This is a genomic window from Solimonas variicoloris DSM 15731, assembly GCF_000382285.1.
GTDB lineage: Bacteria > Pseudomonadota > Gammaproteobacteria > Nevskiales > Nevskiaceae > Solimonas > Solimonas variicoloris.
In genome coordinates this window covers 1-15,827 of record NZ_KB907940.1, presented here as the reverse complement: position 1 = coordinate 15,827, position 15,827 = coordinate 1, and the positions used below count along the sequence as shown (strand labels likewise).

General features: G+C 70.5%; 14 protein-coding genes. 4 read left to right on the top strand and 10 right to left on the bottom strand.

Annotation, left to right across the window (positions count from 1 at the left end; translation table 11 throughout):
• Positions 1-13: 13 nt before the first annotated feature.
• Complete coding sequence (locus H149_RS0115185) at positions 14-1,480, bottom strand: WS/DGAT/MGAT family O-acyltransferase (protein ID WP_020650622.1); 1,467 nt, start codon at positions 1,478-1,480, stop codon at positions 14-16.
• Between the two features lie 137 nt (positions 1,481-1,617).
• Between H149_RS0115185 and H149_RS0115180 the strand changes: the two genes are divergently transcribed.
• A complete protein-coding gene (locus H149_RS0115180; protein WP_154654844.1) occupies positions 1,618-2,376 on the top strand; it encodes a hypothetical protein in 759 nt (252 codons plus the stop codon).
• On the opposite strand, the gene H149_RS21240 is transcribed toward H149_RS0115180, so the two are convergent.
• Entirely contained in the window at positions 2,319-3,278 is a 960-nt protein-coding gene (locus H149_RS21240; RefSeq protein ID WP_020650620.1) for a bile acid:sodium symporter, read from the bottom strand. The two genes, H149_RS0115180 and H149_RS21240, sit on opposite strands and share 58 nt — an antisense overlap.
• Positions 3,279-3,409: 131 nt before the next feature.
• On the opposite strand from H149_RS21240, the gene H149_RS0115170 reads away from it, so the two are divergent.
• Positions 3,410-4,207, top strand: coding sequence for an SDR family NAD(P)-dependent oxidoreductase (locus tag H149_RS0115170; RefSeq protein ID WP_020650619.1), 798 nt, complete (start codon positions 3,410-3,412; stop codon positions 4,205-4,207).
• Between the two features lie 79 nt (positions 4,208-4,286).
• Here H149_RS0115170 and H149_RS0115165 read toward each other — a convergent pair whose 3' ends face one another.
• The 4 genes from H149_RS0115165 to H149_RS0115150 form a co-directional block, all read right to left on the bottom strand.
• Complete coding sequence (locus tag H149_RS0115165; protein ID WP_020650618.1) at positions 4,287-5,099, bottom strand: phytanoyl-CoA dioxygenase family protein; 813 nt, start codon at positions 5,097-5,099, stop codon at positions 4,287-4,289.
• 19 nt (positions 5,100-5,118) lie between these two features.
• Complete coding sequence (locus tag H149_RS0115160; protein WP_020650617.1) at positions 5,119-7,578, bottom strand: TonB-dependent receptor; 2,460 nt, start codon at positions 7,576-7,578, stop codon at positions 5,119-5,121.
• Between the two features lie 183 nt (positions 7,579-7,761).
• Complete coding sequence (locus H149_RS0115155) at positions 7,762-9,474, bottom strand: neutral/alkaline non-lysosomal ceramidase N-terminal domain-containing protein (protein ID WP_020650616.1); 1,713 nt, start codon at positions 9,472-9,474, stop codon at positions 7,762-7,764.
• A gap of 224 nt (positions 9,475-9,698) precedes the next feature.
• Positions 9,699-9,962 carry a hypothetical protein gene (locus tag H149_RS0115150; RefSeq protein WP_020650615.1) on the bottom strand — a complete coding sequence of 88 codons (264 nt, stop codon included), beginning with the start codon at positions 9,960-9,962 and terminating at the stop codon, positions 9,699-9,701.
• Between the two features lie 114 nt (positions 9,963-10,076).
• Between H149_RS0115150 and H149_RS0115145 the strand changes: the two genes are divergently transcribed.
• Entirely contained in the window at positions 10,077-11,099 is a 1,023-nt protein-coding gene (locus H149_RS0115145) for a right-handed parallel beta-helix repeat-containing protein (protein WP_020650614.1), read from the top strand.
• 31 nt (positions 11,100-11,130) lie between these two features.
• Here H149_RS0115145 and arfB read toward each other — a convergent pair whose 3' ends face one another.
• From arfB to H149_RS0115130, 3 genes are all read right to left on the bottom strand, one after another.
• Positions 11,131-11,544, bottom strand: a complete 414-nt coding sequence (gene arfB / locus H149_RS0115140) for an alternative ribosome rescue aminoacyl-tRNA hydrolase ArfB (protein WP_020650613.1) — start codon at positions 11,542-11,544, stop codon at positions 11,131-11,133.
• A 213-nt stretch (positions 11,545-11,757) separates the two neighbouring features.
• Complete coding sequence (yjgA, locus tag H149_RS21235) at positions 11,758-12,348, bottom strand: ribosome biogenesis factor YjgA (RefSeq protein ID WP_020650612.1); 591 nt, start codon at positions 12,346-12,348, stop codon at positions 11,758-11,760.
• Complete coding sequence (locus H149_RS0115130) at positions 12,348-12,899, bottom strand: DUF1415 domain-containing protein (RefSeq protein ID WP_020650611.1); 552 nt, start codon at positions 12,897-12,899, stop codon at positions 12,348-12,350. The genes yjgA and H149_RS0115130 overlap by 1 nt, the downstream gene beginning before the upstream one ends.
• A 122-nt stretch (positions 12,900-13,021) precedes the next feature.
• On the opposite strand from H149_RS0115130, the gene H149_RS0115125 reads away from it, so the two are divergent.
• Positions 13,022-14,323 (top strand): acetamidase/formamidase family protein, encoded by a 1,302-nt coding sequence (locus H149_RS0115125; RefSeq protein ID WP_020650610.1) that lies wholly within the window; start codon positions 13,022-13,024, stop codon positions 14,321-14,323.
• 121 nt (positions 14,324-14,444) lie between these two features.
• Here the strand turns inward: H149_RS0115125 and arr are convergent, their stop codons facing one another.
• Positions 14,445-14,915, bottom strand: coding sequence for an NAD(+)--rifampin ADP-ribosyltransferase (gene arr, locus H149_RS0115120; RefSeq protein ID WP_020650609.1), 471 nt, complete (start codon positions 14,913-14,915; stop codon positions 14,445-14,447).
• Positions 14,916-15,827: the final 912 nt, after the last annotated feature.

Below are 15,827 nucleotides of genomic sequence, written 5' to 3'. Positions count from 1 at the left end.
AAGTGCGAAAGCGTCAGGGCTGCGGATGCGCCGGCGCGCGGCGGCGCGGCCGGCGTGCCGGCGCTTCCGGGACGCTGGCAGCAGCGCCGGGCTCGTCGCTCGCCTCCGGCACCGCCGCCGGCGTGTCCTCGAGTTCGGCCAGCCCCTCCTCGAAATAGTCGAGCAGGCGCTGCACGCGCGGCAGGGTACGCCGGCAGGCGATGACGCCGAACTCGACGCGGTCGACGTAGCTGGTCAGCGTGATGTTCAGCGCCAGGCCGTCGGTGACGACCGACACCGGATACATGCCGTCGAGCGGCGCGCCGCTCCAGTACAGCGGGCGCTTCGGGCCCGGCACGTTGGAAATGATGACGTTGAACGACTGCCAGCGCGGCGCCAGTCCGGTCGCGATGTTGAGCCCGGCCGGCGCCATCACCGCGGCGACGTAGTTCAGCATCGCCGTCGCGCCCATGCGCGCATAGCGGCGCTTGGCGTCGAGCACCGAGCCCTGGATGGTCGCCAGCCGCGCCAGCGGGTCGGCGAGGTGCGTGCCGAGGTTGGCGAGGATCAGGGCGATGCGATTGCCTTCCTCGGATTCGTCGCGGCGCAGCGACAGCGGCACCATCGCGATCAGCGGCCGTGCCGGCAGCGCGTCGAGTTCGAGCAGATAGCGGCGCAGCGCCGAGGCGCACATCGCCAGCACGATGTCGTTGACCGTGGCGTGATGGCGGCGCACGACGGCGCGGATGCGGGCCAGCGGGTACGACTGCGCGGCGAAGCGGCGCGAGCCGCTGATGCGCTGGTTGAGGATGCTGCGCGGCGCCTGGAACGCGGACACGTGATCGGGGTTGTCGCGCGCTTCGCGAATCGAGCGGATCAGCTCGCGCGCCACCGCCGGCAGGCTCGACGCCTGCTCGCGCACGCTGGCGAGCAGCTGCGCGGTATTCGACAGCGCGCCCGGCGGGTATGGCGCACCGTCGCGGCCGGCGCGGCGCTGCATGGTCCACGGCGGGATCGCCTCGATCTGCGCGTCCTCGCTCATCGAGCGGCGCAGCAGGCGCATCGCCGCGACGCCGTCGACCATCGCGTGGTGGACCTTGGCGTAGATCGCGAAACGGCCGTCCTCGAGGCCGCTGATGATGTAGAACTCCCACAGCGGGCGGGCGCGATCGAGATGCGCGGCGTGCAGCTGCGAGACCAGCGCCAGCAGTTCGCGGATGCGGCCGGGCGCCGGCAGCGCCAGATACCGGAAATGCGCTTCGAGGTCGAAGTCGCTGTCCTCGGTCCAGAACCAGCTGCCGAGGCGGCGCACCAGGCGCTGGTTGAACGGCGGCTGCGCGACGACCGCCTGACGCAGGCGCTCGACCTGCGTGGCGATCCACTCCGGGCCCTGGCCCGGCGGCAGCTTCAGCAGTTCCAGTCCGCCGACGTGCATCGGCTGCGTGCGACGCTCCAGCCACAGGAACATCTGGTCGACCGGGCTCAGCGGCTTCAGGTACATCGGGCCTCCGGGGGCAGGCGCGTGACGTCGCGGCCACTGTAAGCGCTGGGCCCCGCGAACGCCATCGGCGTCGCGATGCTTGCGACGGCGGCGCCGGGCGGGCGACCATCGCCGCTCGATCACGGGGAGCGGGTGCGATGCGGCGGATGGCGGGCTGGGCGCTGATGATGCTGGCGGCGACGCTGCCGTCGTGGCCGGCGCGCGCCGCCGAAGACACGGTGCGCCGCTTCTACGGCTACGCCTACGACATGGACAGCGGCCGCTACGCGTATACCGAGGTGCATGCGCAGCGCATCGTCGACGGCCGCTGGCGCAGCGGCCGCATCGACTACTACGCGCCGGACGGCCGCAAGCTCGGCGACAAGCGCATCGAGTTCGGCGCCGATCCGTACGTGGCGCGCTATCGCATGGAGATGGCCGGCGGCTACGGCTCGGCGATCGCCGAGGACGGCGACGGCATCGTCGCGTCGCGGACCGAGAACGGCCGCACCGAGAGCGGCCGCATCGACAAGCCGGCGACGACCTGCGCCGACGCCGGCTTCCACGTCTATCTGCGCGATCATTTCGACGCGCTGCTTGGCGGTCAGACGCTGCGATTCAACCTGGTCGCCGCCGCGCGGCTGCAGCGCTACCGCTTTCGCGCCAGCAAGGTTGCCGACACGCAGTTCGACGGCCGGCCGGCGGTGGTGATCCGCTTCGAACCGGATTCGCTGCTGCGCCTGCTCGCCGGGCCAGTGGAGATGGTCTACGAGCCGCGCGAGCGCGAGCTGGTCGAATTCCGCGGCCCGTCCAACGTCGTCGACCCCGGCACCGGCAAGCCGTACACGGTGCGCGTGATCTATCCGGCGCGGCCGCCGGCCGACGCGCCGGCCGCGCTGCCGCCGCTCGGCGCCTGAGCCGCGGCCGGCGCCCGCCACGCCCATCCCAGCGTCAGCGCGCCGCACGCCAGCAGGCGCCAGACGCCCCACCAGGCGACCAGCGCCGCCATCGCGCCGTTGCCGCCGAAGAAGCTGAACACCAGCAGCAGCGACAGGCCGGCGTTGCTGATGCCGGCCGACAGCGTGATCGCACGCCGTTCCGGCGCCGGCAGGCGCAGCGCCGCGGCGAGCAGCCAGCTGCCGAGCAGCACGGCGCCGTGAAAGCCGCCGACCAGCGGCGTCAGCGTCAGCACCAGGGTCTGCAGCGAGCGGGCGTTGGCCTGCACGGCGCCGAGCAGGAACACGCCGAGCGTGACGCCGAGCGCCAGCTTCAGCGGACCGCGCAGGCGCGTGGCCAGGCGCGGTCGCCAGCGCTGCAGTGCGAGGCCGGCGCCGAGCGGCAGCAGCAGATAGACGAGCGCCGTGCGCACCACCATCGCGGTGTCGAGTTCGAGGCCGGTGGCGGCGCCGTCGAGCCCGGCCAGCGCGCGCGTCAGCGCGAACAGCAGCGGCGTCAGCAGCGCGGTCGCCAGCGTCGAGACGGTGGTCGCCGCGACCGCGACCGCGGCGTGACCGCGTGCGAACAGGCTCAGGAACGCCGCCGCGCTGCCGCCCGGACAGCAGGCGATCAGCAACAGGCCGAGCGCCGGTGCGCTCGGCAGGCGCAGCAGCACGATCGCCAGCAGCGCGAGCACTGGCACCAGCAGCCATTGCGCGGCGAGCGCCGCCAGCACCGCGCGCGGATGTTCGCCGACGCGGCGCAGGCCGCCGAGATCGAGATGCAGGCTGACGACGAACATCATCAGCGCCTGAGCGATGTTCATCAGCCGCAGCTGCGCCGGACTGAACAGCACGACGGCCTGATCGAGCGCTTCGAACATCAGGCGCGCCCGGCCGTCATCGCCGCGTCAGCGACGGCGGCGAAGCTGGGAGTGAATTTCCCAGTGTCGCGGCGTCGCGCCTCGACTACCCTTCGCATCCGGCGTCCCCGCTTCGAGTCCAAGGAAGAACCATGCTTCGCTATACCCTGATCACCGGCGCCAGCAGCGGCATCGGTCTGGCACTGGCCGAGGCCTTCGCCGCGCGCGGCGACGCGCTGCTGCTGGTCGCCCGCCGCGCCGATGCGCTGGCCCGCGTCGCCGAGGATCTGCAGCGCCGCTACGACGCCGTCGTCGAGTTGCGGGCCTGCGACCTCGCCGACGCCGCGCAGCTCGACGCCTTCTGCGAGGAGATCGCCGGCGGCGCCTACGAGATCGGCACGCTGGTCAACAACGCCGGCTTCGCGACCAGCGGCGCCTTCGTCGACAACGAGTGGGACGATGAGCGCGAGATGATCCGCGTCAACATCACCGCGCTCGCGCAGCTGTGCCACGTCGTCGGCCGGCGCATGGCGGCGGCCGGCCACGGCCAGATCCTCAACGTCTCGTCGATCTCGGGGATGATGCCCGGCCCGTGGATGGCCAACTACGCCGCCGCCAAGGCCTATGTGCTGAGCCTGTCCGAAGGCCTGCGCGAGGAACTGGCGCCGCGCGGCGTGAAGGTGTCGGTGCTGTGCCCGGGCACCACGCGCAGCCCGTTCTTCGAGCGCGCCGGCATCGACCTCGCCAAGCTGGAGAAGGAAGCGCTGGTGATGACGCCGGAAGCGGTCGCCCGCATCACCGTCGGCGCGCTCGAGCGCGACGTCGCGATCATCGTGCCGCGCTGGTACAACAAGCTGCTGGCGATCAGCCCGCGCCTCGGGCCGCGCTGGCTGCTGCGCAAGGTCGTCGGCTCGCTCTACAAGGGCGTCGCCCGGCCGGCGGCGCACTAGCGCGCCGCGAGCGCGCCGCCGCGAGACGCCGCCCATCAGCCGCGCCGGCGCGGCGCGTACCGCAGCCCGATGGTCGCGTTCACTTGTTGGTGATGCTGGCGAAGCGCTGGTACAGCGGCGTCGGACTCTTGTCGGTCTTCGGCGCGTACTTGCCGGAAATCACCGGGATGTAAATGACGCGGCGGCGGCTGGCTTCGCCGCTGACCGTCGACTGCGCGACGCGGTGCCAGAGGCGGCCGTCGTGCACGGTGAGGTCGCCTGCCTTCGGCACGATCGCGATCTCGTCCGGATCGGTGTCGTGGTCGAGGAAGTAGCGCTTGCGGAACAGCATCTTCCACAGTCCCTGCCGGTGCGTGCCCGGCAGCAGGCGCAGGCCGCCGTGCTCGGGCCCGAGGTTCGACAGGTGCACGCCGACGTTCAGCAGCGGGTTCAGGCGTGTGCCGAGGAAGATGTCGCGCAGGCCGTCGGTGTGCCAGCCGAGGCGGCTGTACGCGCTGCCCGGCGCGTGCACGTAGTGGTTCAGCACCATGCCGTCCTTCTCGTGATGGCCGATGCGGGTGTCCGCCGAGCCGATCAGCGGGAACAGCACCTTGAAGCGCGGCTCGTCGAGGAAGCGCGCCAGCTCCGGGTGATGGAGATTGGCGAACGCGAAGCGCTGCACGAGCGGGCTGCCGTCGAGATCCTTGCCGTACTTGATCGGCACGCCGTTGACCTTGTCGACGCCGTCGGCGACCCAGCGCCGCTGCACCTCGATGGAGGCGTCGATCAGCGCCTGCACGCGGGCGGCGTCGATGAAGTTGCGGAAGTGCAGGAAGCCGAAGGTCTCGAAATGCTCGATCTGCTCGCGCGTCAGCGCGTCGCTGAGTTCGAAGGTCTGGTAGGGCGGGTTCATGGCAGCCTCCGGGAAGGCATCAGCGGAAATTCAGGCGCAGGGTCACGCCGTAGGTACGCGGATCGGCGGCGGTGGCGCCGTAGTCGCCGACACCATACAGCGCGTAGACGGCGGCGAGGTAGTCCTCGTCGAACACGTTGCGGACCCAGGCCGAGACGTCCCAGACCTGTGCGGCGTCGCGCACGCCGAGACGCAGGTTGGTCAGATCGTAGCTGTGGATGTAGCTGCCCTTGCCGTGCTCGACGGTGGCCCAGTAGCCGCTGCGGAACGAGTAGTCGACGCCGCCGTAGCCTTCGAGCGGGCCGATCGGCCGGCTGTATTCGAGGCCGGCGGTCGCGGTCCAGCGCGGCGCGTTGTAGAGATCCTCGCCGCTGAGATCCTTGGTGTTCTGGCCGGTGTCCTCGTTCGGCGCGTCCGGAAAGTCCTCGGCGATCGCCTGGTTGTAGGCGACGCCGGCGCGCGCCGCGAGTCCGCGTGCGAGCAGGGCCTGGGCTTCGAGCTCGGCGCCGCGCAGGCGCACCTTGCCGACGTTGAGCAGGTTGATCTGGCGCGGGTTGGGAATCAGCGTCTGCTCCTCGTCGAAGGTCAGCGCCTGGTAGTCGTGCACGTCGGTCTGGTAGAGCGCCAGCGAGACCTGCGCGCGGCGGCCGAGCATGGCCTTGGCGCCGATCTCGTACGAGGTCGCCTCTTCCGGATCGAAGGTCGGTTGCACCGAGTCGCCGGTGACGCCGAGATTGATGCCGCCGCTCTTGTAGCCGCGCGCCGCCGAGGCGTAGGCGAGCAGGTTCGGCGTCCAGCGGTAGCTGAGCGCGAGCTGCCCGGACCAGTTGCCCTCGTCGTAACGCGTCGTGCGCTGGTACTCGCCGCCGGCGACCGCGTCGAGCAGGCCGTCGACCGTCAGGTCTTCGAGGCCGAGCGCCGCGAAGATCGGGCTGACCAGCGACAGCACCGTGCAGTTCGGGCAGCCGCCGCTGCGATGGCGCGCGACGGCGGCGTCCTTCCACTCGTGCGTGTAGCGCAGGCCGGTGGTGAGGTCGAGCTTGTCGGTGAGATGCCAGTCGACCGAGCCGAACGCCGCGGCGCTGTCCGAGACCTGATGTGCCTTGGTGCGGATCGTCATGCCGTCGAGCGTCGCCGGCGGCACCGCGAGGTACAGCACCGGGCCGAAGTTCGATTCGGTGGCGAACGGCAGCAGGTTCTCGCGGATCAGGCCGCCGAAAGTCCAGCCGACCATGTCGCGGCCGAGGATGTTGCGCTCGAAGGAATTGATGCGCTGGCGCAGGTAGTAGAGGCCGAACACCGAATCGAAGAGGTCGGTCTTCGAGCTCAGGCGCAGCTCCTCGCTGAACTGGTGCTGGGCGTTGCTGGTGCCGGTCTCGGGCACCAGCTTGAGCGAGGTCGCATCGTCGCTGTACGGCGTGAACCACCAGTCGCGGTAGGCGGTGATGCTGGTCAGGCGGTGGCGCTCGCCGAGGTCCCAGTTGAACTCGGCGGATACCGCACTCTGCTCGACGAGGCTGTCGGTGCGCGTGTCGGTGTCGGTCTTGCGCTGGTACGGATCGATCGGCGCGCGCGTGTACTCCATGAACTCGTCGCGGGCACGGACCTTGTCGCGGTAGATCACCAGCGGATACACGCAGCAGTTCTCGTGGGCATGCGCGTATTCGGCGATGAAGCGGCCGCTGAGCGATGCGGCCGGCGTCCACAGCAGCTGGCCGCGCAGGCCGTACTTGTTGCGGTTGTTGAGATCCTTGCCGTCGTAGAGATTCTCGATGGTGCCGTCGCGGCCGGTGTAGTAGCCGGTCAGGCGGCCGGCGAGCGTCTCGTCGCCGAAGATCTCGCCGGTGACGGTGCCGCGCAGCTGGCGCAGCTCATCGTTGCCGTACGTGCCTTCGAGCGTCGAGTCGTAGGCGTGCTGCGGCGCCTTGGTGACGACGCTGACGGCGCCGGCCGTGGTGTTCTTGCCGAACAGCGTGCCCTGCGGACCGCGCAGCACTTCGACGCGGTCGAGATCGACGAGGTCGAACATCGACAGACCCTGGCGGCCGAGATAGACGCCGTCGAGGAACAGGCCGACGCTGCTTTCCATGCCGTCGTTCTGCGAGGTCGAGCCGAGGCCGCGGATCGTGTACTGCGTCAGGCGCGCGCTCGCCGACATCACCACCAGCGCCGGCACGCGCTCCTGGATGTCGGTCGGCAGCGTCAGGCCGGCTTCGCCGAGCGCGCCGCCATCGAGCACCGACATCGAGATCGGCACGTCGAGCGCGCGCTCCTCGCGGCGGCGCGCGGTGACGACCACGCTCGGCAGTTGCACGTCGTCGGTCGCGGGGTCGGCGGCCGGCAGTGGCGCGGCGGCCTGCGGCAGCGGGATCGTCGGCAACGGCGCGCTGCTCTCGTCCGCGGCCTGCGCGGCGGCAAGCGTCGGCCACGGCAACAGACCGAGCAGGCAGACGCCCGCCCTCTGGCGAAAACTCATCATTCCCCGATTCCCCATTGTTCGTTGTGTGCCACTGCCGGCGGCTGGCGAGCCCGCGGCCGGTGCGGCGCGCGGGTGGTGCGGCCCGGCGCCGTTCAGGCCGAAGCATGACGCAGGCTGCCGGCGCTGGCCAGAAGGCATCCGCATTTGTTTCATGCTTATGCCGCGGCCGGGCAGCGCCGCGTGTCAGCTGCCGACGGTGCGCAGCGCCAGCGTCGCCGCCGAGAAGGTCTGCTCCGCGGTATCCGCCGGCCGCCGCTCGGCCGGCGCGCGCGCGAACTCGCGCAGCAGGCGGCGATACTCGGTGCGGAAGGCGTCGTGCGTGCGGCTGCCGAAAGTGGTGTGGCCGCCCTCGTACTGCTGGGCCTGGTATTCGTGCCAGGTCGTGCAGTAGCCGAAATAGGAGTTCGCGTACGACGAGACCACGACGTCGGCGACGCCGAGCGGCGCCAGCAGCTCGCGGCACAGCGTGCGCAGCTGGCGTCCGGCCTCGGTGGTGATCTCGCCGGGAAAGCCGATCAGTGCCAGCGGGCCGAGCCGCCAGACCTGCAGCGGCAGCACGCTCGGCACCCAGGGCTTTTCGTCGAGCGCGCCGCTTTCCTCCTGGCGGCGCAGTTCGGCGACCATCTTGTCGAGAAAGCCGGGCAGGCGGCGCAGCCGCGTGATGCCGACGACCTTGCCGAGCGCGGTTTCGGCGACGATCAGCTTCGGCGCCTGCGCGCGGTACTTGGCCTCGACCGCGGCGAGCGTCGCGCCGCCGGCCTGGCGCGCGGCGCGCAGCTCGCGCCAGCGCGCCAGCCGTGCGAACTGGCCGAGCAGCGCGACTACCGGCGCCGGCGCGCCGGGGCCGTCGATCGGCGAGCCGGCGAAGAAGGCGAGACCGTGGCATGGCGCCGAGGTGCGCTCGCCGCGCACGCCGCCGGCGAAATCGGCATCGACCTCGACGTCGGCGAAGTCGCGGCGCGCCAGCAGCGCGTCGGTCGCGCCGGGCGCCAGCGGCGCCGCCGTCTGCAGCGCGGCGAGGATGCGCTGCGCCTGCTCGCACTGCAGGCGGCCGTTGAACTGGGCGCTCTCGACATCGTCCGCGTAGCGCCCGTGCGGCCAGCCCTTGTCCGGGCTTTGCGCGTTCGGCGACACGTCGCCGGCGAACTGCTGCGCGAAGATCGCGATCGCGCCGTGGCCGAGCGCGGCTTCGAGGTATTCGGCCGCGTAGCCCTTGTTGTCGTAGGAGACGAAGCGGTTCTTGTTGCTGATGCTGGTCGGGTGCACGCCGAACCAGTTGATCTGCCCGATCGGCCGGCCGTCCGGGGTCTGCGCCGACAGCAGCCACATCGTGCGCTCGATCGCCAGATGCGCATCGCGCGCGGCGCGGCGGGCGACGCCGGGGTTGCGGTTGTAGGCGAGGATCGAGCGGTTGAAGGCAACGTCGGCGTCGTCCGGAAAATCGCCGTGGCCGAACTTCAGCAGCGCCGGCTGGCGCCGCAGCCAGGCGTCTTCGAGCGCGCCGGCGAGGCTGGCGACGATGCCTTCGAAGACCTGCGGCCGGAAGCCCGGGATCGAGATGTTGTAGAACGGAAAATGCGAGTAGCCGCCGGGTGCCGAGTGCGTGTGCTGCGAGCACAGCAGCAGGCGCTCGTCGCGGAACACGCCGGGATAGCTCGCGCCGAGCCGTTCGAGCAGCGCGCGCTTGAGCTCCGGGAACACCATGCAGATCTCGGCCTGCGCGAACAACAGCGGCGCGCCGTCGCGGCCGATGAAGCAGAACGCGCGGCTGTAGAGCGGCGTCGAGCGGGCGCGGATCACGTGTTCGGCGCGGCCGTAGCCCATCATGCCGAAGCCTTCGCCCTCGAACACGATCTCGCGCTTGCCGGCGCCGGCCTGCCAGTGGTCCGCTTCCATGCCGCCCTTCTCCTTGGATCAGCGCGCAGCATCGCCAAGCGCGCCGGCAGCGGCAAGCGAGAAATCCGCCCCACGCGTCGCCTTGCGCGCCGCCGCGAGCCGCGGCGACCCTGTCGACGCTCGACGCTCGACGCTCGACGCTCGACGCTCGACGCTCGACGCTCGACGCTCGACGATCGACGCGTCGCTCGGTCGGGCCGCTTCGTCGCGGCGCCGCGCGGCGCTCAGCGCCGGTCGGGCTTCGGGAAGTGCTGCGGGTCGTCGTCGTCGGGCCGTGTCGGCGGCGGCAGCAGCGGCGCGTCCGGATCGTTCAGCGCCCGCCGCGCGAGCGCCAGCGATTCGAACTCGTCGGCAACCGCTTCGGCCGTGTCGCCGTGCCGGCGCCGGCGCAGGGCTTCGGCCTGATGGCCCGGGCCGAGCGTCCAGCCCAGGCGTTCCTCGACTGCCTTCAGGAAGCGTTCATCGTCGTCTGCGGAGCGTATCGGCATCGCTGTACTCCGTTGCGGTCGCGGCGCAGAATCCGCGCCCTCGCCGGAGCGCGGCCCGCGCCGCGGATGGACCGGCGACGACTGTAACGCGGATTGACGAATCCCATGACTCCGATGATGCGATGCACCCTGCGCGGCCTGGCCGCGCTGTCGCTGCTGGCCGGCGCGCTCGCCGCCGTGCCGGCGTACGCCGCCTGCGACGCGCGGCCGCGGCCCGGCGACGATCTGCAGCAGGCGCTCGATGCGCTGCCGGCCGACGGCGCGGCCAGGACGGTGTGCCTGTCCGCCGGCGAGTATCGCCTGCACGGTCTGGTCGCGATCCGCCGCGACGGCGTCACCCTGCGCGGCGCCGGCCCGCGCACGGTGCTGCGCATGCAGGACGGCGTCGCCCAGCCGCTGCTCGTCGTCGGCGAGCCGGCCGAGGAAGTGCCGTCGCGCGCGATCCGCGACGTGACGATCGAGCAGATGCGGTTGATCGGCGCGCCGGCGCCGCAGGAATTCATGCCCGAGCATCCGTACCTCAGCAACAGCGGCGTCGTCGTGCGCCGCGGCGAGCGCGTCACGCTGCGCCGCCTGGAACTGGACCGGTGCCGCAGCGCCTGCATCCTCACCGAGCGTGATACGCGCGACGTCACCATCGAGGACAGCCGCGTGATCGGCGCGGTCTGGGACGGCGTCTCGTTCAACCGTACCGCCGGCGTGAAGATGATCGGCAACGAGGTGCGCGGCAACGTCGCCGCCGGCATCACCGCCGAGCATCTGGAAGACAGCGAGATCCGCGACAACACCATCGCCGCCAACGGCTCGCACGGCATCTACCTGTCGGATTCGCTGCGCAACCGTTTCGAAGGCAACCGCTTCGAGCGCAACCGCCACGCCGGCGTGTTCCTGACCTGTGCGGTGCGCTTCCGCGATCCGGGGCCGGTGCTGTGCTGGGACAACAGCATGAGCCAGGCCAACGTCTTCGAGGACAACCGCTTCGAGCGCAACCAGTACGGCTATGACGTCGGCGCCGACCGCGCCGCCAACTGCGCGCTGCCGCAGTGGCAGCCGAACCTCTGGCGTGGCAACCGCAGCGACACGCCGAACCGCGATCCTCAGCCGGGCCAGCTCGGCCGCTGCACGCGCGACGCCTAGCGCGCGCCGGCGCGGCGCGAAACGCGCCGCCTCAGTCCTCGACGCGGGTGCGCAGCGCCTTGACGCGGCCGCGCCGGGTCTTGTCGTCGGTGCGCTGCCGTTTCGCGGCTCGGCTCGGTTTGGTCGCGCGGCGCACACGCGGCACGACCGCGGCGGCGGCGAGCAGTTCGCGCAGCCGTTCGAGCGCGGCCGCGCGGTTCTGGTCCTGGCGGCGGAACTGCTGGGCCTTGATGACGACCACGCCGTCCTCGGTCAGGCGCCGGTCGCGGCGCGCCAGCAGGCGCTCCTTGACGGCCTCCGGCAGCGACGAGGCGCGCACGTCGAAACGCAGCTGCACCGCGCTCTCCGTCTTGTTGACGTGCTGGCCGCCGGCGCCCTGCGAGCGCATCGCGGCGAACTCGATCTCGGCGAGCGGAACGGCGAGCGTGGGCGTGATGGTCAGCATGGGCGGGTCTCGTCGCGCGATGATGACCGAAGCCGCCGCCGCGGCGCGAGCGGGCGTCGGACTGGCCGTCGGGTTCCGGCGGCGTCGGGCCGTGCCGCGGAGCCGGCGGGATGGTTGCGTTGCCGGCCAGCAGCAGGCGGCCGAAGGCCGCGGCCTTCGCAGCGACGCCTGACCCGATGCGGCGCCGCATCGGTCGTGGCGGCGCAGGCCGCTCTATCCGGCGTCTTCGCTGCTGTCCGCCGCGGCCTTCGCCGCGCGCAGGGCCTCGCGCACCAGCACCAGCAGTTCCTTCGCAAACCGCGCGTTCGGCTTCGGCGGCGGCGTGTCCGGGTGCTCGGCGGCGTGCTTCGCGGCGGCTTCGGCGAGCTGTGCCTGCTCGCGGCGCGCGTTGCGGATCAGCGTGCGTAGCGGCTGCACTTCGAGGCCCGGATGCGCGGCGATCCATTCGGTAACGGCGGCGTCGTCCGCGAGCAGGCGCTCGCGCCAGCGCTCGGCGTTCTGCTGCACGCGCTCGCGGCCGCGCCAGTAGGTGGCGATGCCGTCGCGCAGCGGCTGCACCTCGGCGACGCGCAACAGCTTGCCGACGTACTGGCCGTGGCGGCGGCGGGCCTCGTGCGAGCGGATCGTGCGCAGGGTGCGCAGCGCTTCCAGCAGGCGCTCGTCGGCGACGATGCGCGCCATCACGTCGTCCGGCAGTTCGAGCAGCGCGTTGCCGACGTCCTGCAGCTCGTGCGCCTCGCGCTTGAGCTGCGATTTGCTCGGGCCGTCGAACTCGAATTCCAGCGGCGGCGGACGCTTGGCCATCAGTGCGCTCCGCGGGCGAGGTAGGCGAACAGGCGCGCGCGCGTGGCGTCGTCCATCTCGCGCAGCTTGCGGATGTTGGCGTCGGGGATGCCGTCGACGTCCGGATGGCTGGCGATCGCCGCCTCGACGCTGTCCTCGCGCAGCAGGTGCAGCAGCGGGTAGGGGGCGCGGTTCGTCAGGTTCTCCGGATCGTCCGGCAGCGTGCCCTCGAACTGGTAGTCCGGATGGAAGCTGGCGACCTGATAGAGCCCGCTCCATTCGAACTGGTCGAGCAGGCCGTCGACCTGATCGAAGAAATCGTTGTACTCGGCGAAGTCGGCGAGCATGTGCGGCACCGCGATCAGCGTCGTCTCGATCTCGGCGGCCGGCGTGTCATCGAGCTTGGCCAGCTCCAGCTGCAGCTCGGCGAGCAGGTCCAGCTCCTCGCGCGCCTCGCTGACGACCACGCGCACGCGGCCGGCGCGGGCCGGACGGGCGGCGAACGGACAGAGGTTGAGGCCGATGACGATGTCATCGAGCCACTGGCGGACTTCGGCTTCGATCGGGTGCACGGCTGCGCTACGGCGGTTGCGGGCGCGTAGCGTAATGGCTTTGCCGGGCGCGTGCCCGGCGCGCGTTGCCGCGACCGCCCGGCGCGGGCAAGCTCCGGGCTCCATCCGATCGGGAATCCGCCATGCGCCTGCATGCCCTGCTGCTGTGCCTGCTGCCGCTGCCCGCCGTCGCCGCTGCGACGGACTGGCTCGTCGTCAGCGACTACTGGGGCAACCCCGTCTACCAGCCGCTGCATCTGGAAGAGCAGGACGGCAAGCTGGGCGGCGTTTTCGACGGCGACCTGCTGAGCGGCGAGCGCCACGGGCGCACGCTGCGCTATAGCGTCACCGACACGCGCGGCGCCCGCTACAGCTTCGAGGCCCGGCTGCAGGGCGACACGCTCAGCGGCCGCGCCGACGTGCCGGACCCGAACGACGCGCAGCGCCGCGTGACGCATGCCTTCACCGCGCGTCGCCTGCCGGAGCGGCCGGCCGGCCCGCCGAGAACGGTCGACTACGCGCCGACGAGCTGGTCCAATGAATTCTCCCCGCACCGCGCGCCGGTGCTGACGGTATGGCCGGGCGACACCATCCGCACCAAGACCATCGACTCAGGCGGCGTCGACGAGCGCGGCGTCACCGTCGCGCTGTTCGGTAATCCGCAGACCGGGCCGTTCTATATCGCCGGTGCCGCGCCGGGCGACACGTTGGCGGTGACGATCCGGCGCCTGCACCTCAACCGCGACTACGCCGACAGCCTCGACATGATCGTCGGCCGCGCGCAAAGCGTGCGCCTTGCCGCCAAGGCGACCGAACTCGGCAAGCCGGTGCGCTGGACGCTCGACCGCGAGCGCGGGGTCGGCTATCCGCAAAAGGCTGACGGCAAGCTCAAGCACTTCGAAGTGCCGCTGAGGCCGATGCTCGGCGGACTCGCCGTCGCGCCCGGCTTCGGCTCCGCGCCGATCTCGACCGGTGACACCGGCAACTTCGGCGGCAACATGGACTTCAACGAGATCGTCGAAGGCAACACCGTCTACCTGCCGGTGCAACAGCCCGGCGCGCTGCTCTACGTCGGCGACGCGCACGCGCTGCAGGGCGACGGCGAAACGACGCAATACGCGCTGGAGACGTCGATGGACGTCGAGCTGACGGTCGACCTCATCAAGGGCAAACCGATCCCGATGCCGCGCGTCGAATCGCCGACGCAGATCATGACGCTCGGCCAGGCCGGCTCGCTCGACGAAGCGCTGCGCCAGGCCACCGCCGGCCTCGTGCTGTGGCTGCAGCAGGACTACGGCCTCAGCCTGTCCGAATGCGCGCAGGTGCTCGGCACCTCCGTGCAGTACAGCGTGCCGAATCTGGCGGGGCGCAGCGTGGGCGTGGCGGCGAAGATCGACAAGGCAAGGCTCACCGGGATCCCCGACGCGAGTCCGCCGGCATCGTAAGGATCGATGCGTCACCGGCGTAATGGCGTAGGGCGGGGGCAGCGCGGTGTATCCCGCCTTGCGCCAGCGGCGGGTCACGCTGCGCTAAATCCCCTACGCACGCTTCGCGTGGCAGGCGGCATCAGTCGTCGATCAGATCCTGCAGCCCTTGTTGCCGCATCCTCTCCAGATTTGCCAGCATCGTCGCGATCCGTTCGGGATCGCTGCGCGGCCAGTCGCGGAGCTCTTCGACGATGCGCAGCGGATGGATGCTGCGATAGGATTTCGTCGGATTGCCGGCAAAGCGCCTGTTGGTGACGTTCGGGTCATCCTCGAACGGTCCGGTCGGCTCCACCACGTAGATGTGCCCCGGTGGCTCGGCGCCGGTCAGCACTACGGCCAGTTCCGCCGCGAGCCCCGCCGCCGGCATCGGCAAGGCGGTGAAGTAGACGTTCCTCGACACTCGGCCTTTCTGGTAATTGGATTCGAAACCGGGGACAAGCAGCGTCCCGGGCGCCAGTGCCACGGCCGTGCCGTGATAGAACGGCCCGCTGATGTGTACGTAGTTTTCGTAAGTGCACGGAATCCAGTCGAGGTCCGGTCCGATCTCCATAAGCAAGTGCCTCGTGCGTTGAAAGCTCGTGAGTGTGTCGCAAATTTTTGATCGATTCATCCATCGGAGCGGTCGCGCGATGCTGTCCAGAACCGCCGCAGCTCCGCAGGCGGGCTGCGCTGCGCGATTCCGCCCTGCGGACTCCGGGCGCGCGACAGTGCGGGTCTAGGTGACAAGCGCCCTGTTGAATGGGCATCTCTCGTCAAGTATGGCGATGCTCCGACTTCGGCCGGTCCGCGGCCTTAACCTGAGCGTTGAGCCGAAAGGGGAGGATAGTAAATCGTGAGTGACATGGACCAGGCTCGTAGGCGCATCAAGCGAGGCATCAACGCAATTGATGACGCTGTTACGGCGCTTAAACGAGCAAGAAGCAAAGTCGATGCAGACCGACCAGACATTGATAGAGCGCATGCGCGAGCATCGATGATGCTGAGAGCGATCTGCGCCGGGCGCTAAGAGAGTTGCCAGATGATTGATGGAACTATCAGGTCAGGTTCGGCCCATCAGGCACTTCAGCCGATACCCTTGCTGCCGCTTCGCGCCGGCATGGCCGCGTCTGAGTTTGGGCGCTGATATGACTTCCGCCGTCAAGAACGAGAGATGAGGTTTTCGCTGTTTTCAGTTCATCTCGGTTTGCGAATCCTCTGAAGGCGGCGCAGCCAGCACGCTCGACGGTTGCTCACGCTGATATACGCGGGTTGGATACCGCAGTGCTGTGATCCGTCCATGCGCCTGCCGCGGTCTAGGCTCGCGAGTCGGCGATGCTCTGCCGTCGCCCAACGCCAACGCGGATTGCGCATATTCACCGGGCTGCGCCGCCGTCAGAAGACTCGCCCTCCTGGGTTTGGGTGGATGGGAAGTGCGAGGTGCCGCTACGCCGTCGCCGATGCGATCCGTGCAAGGTCCCAGATG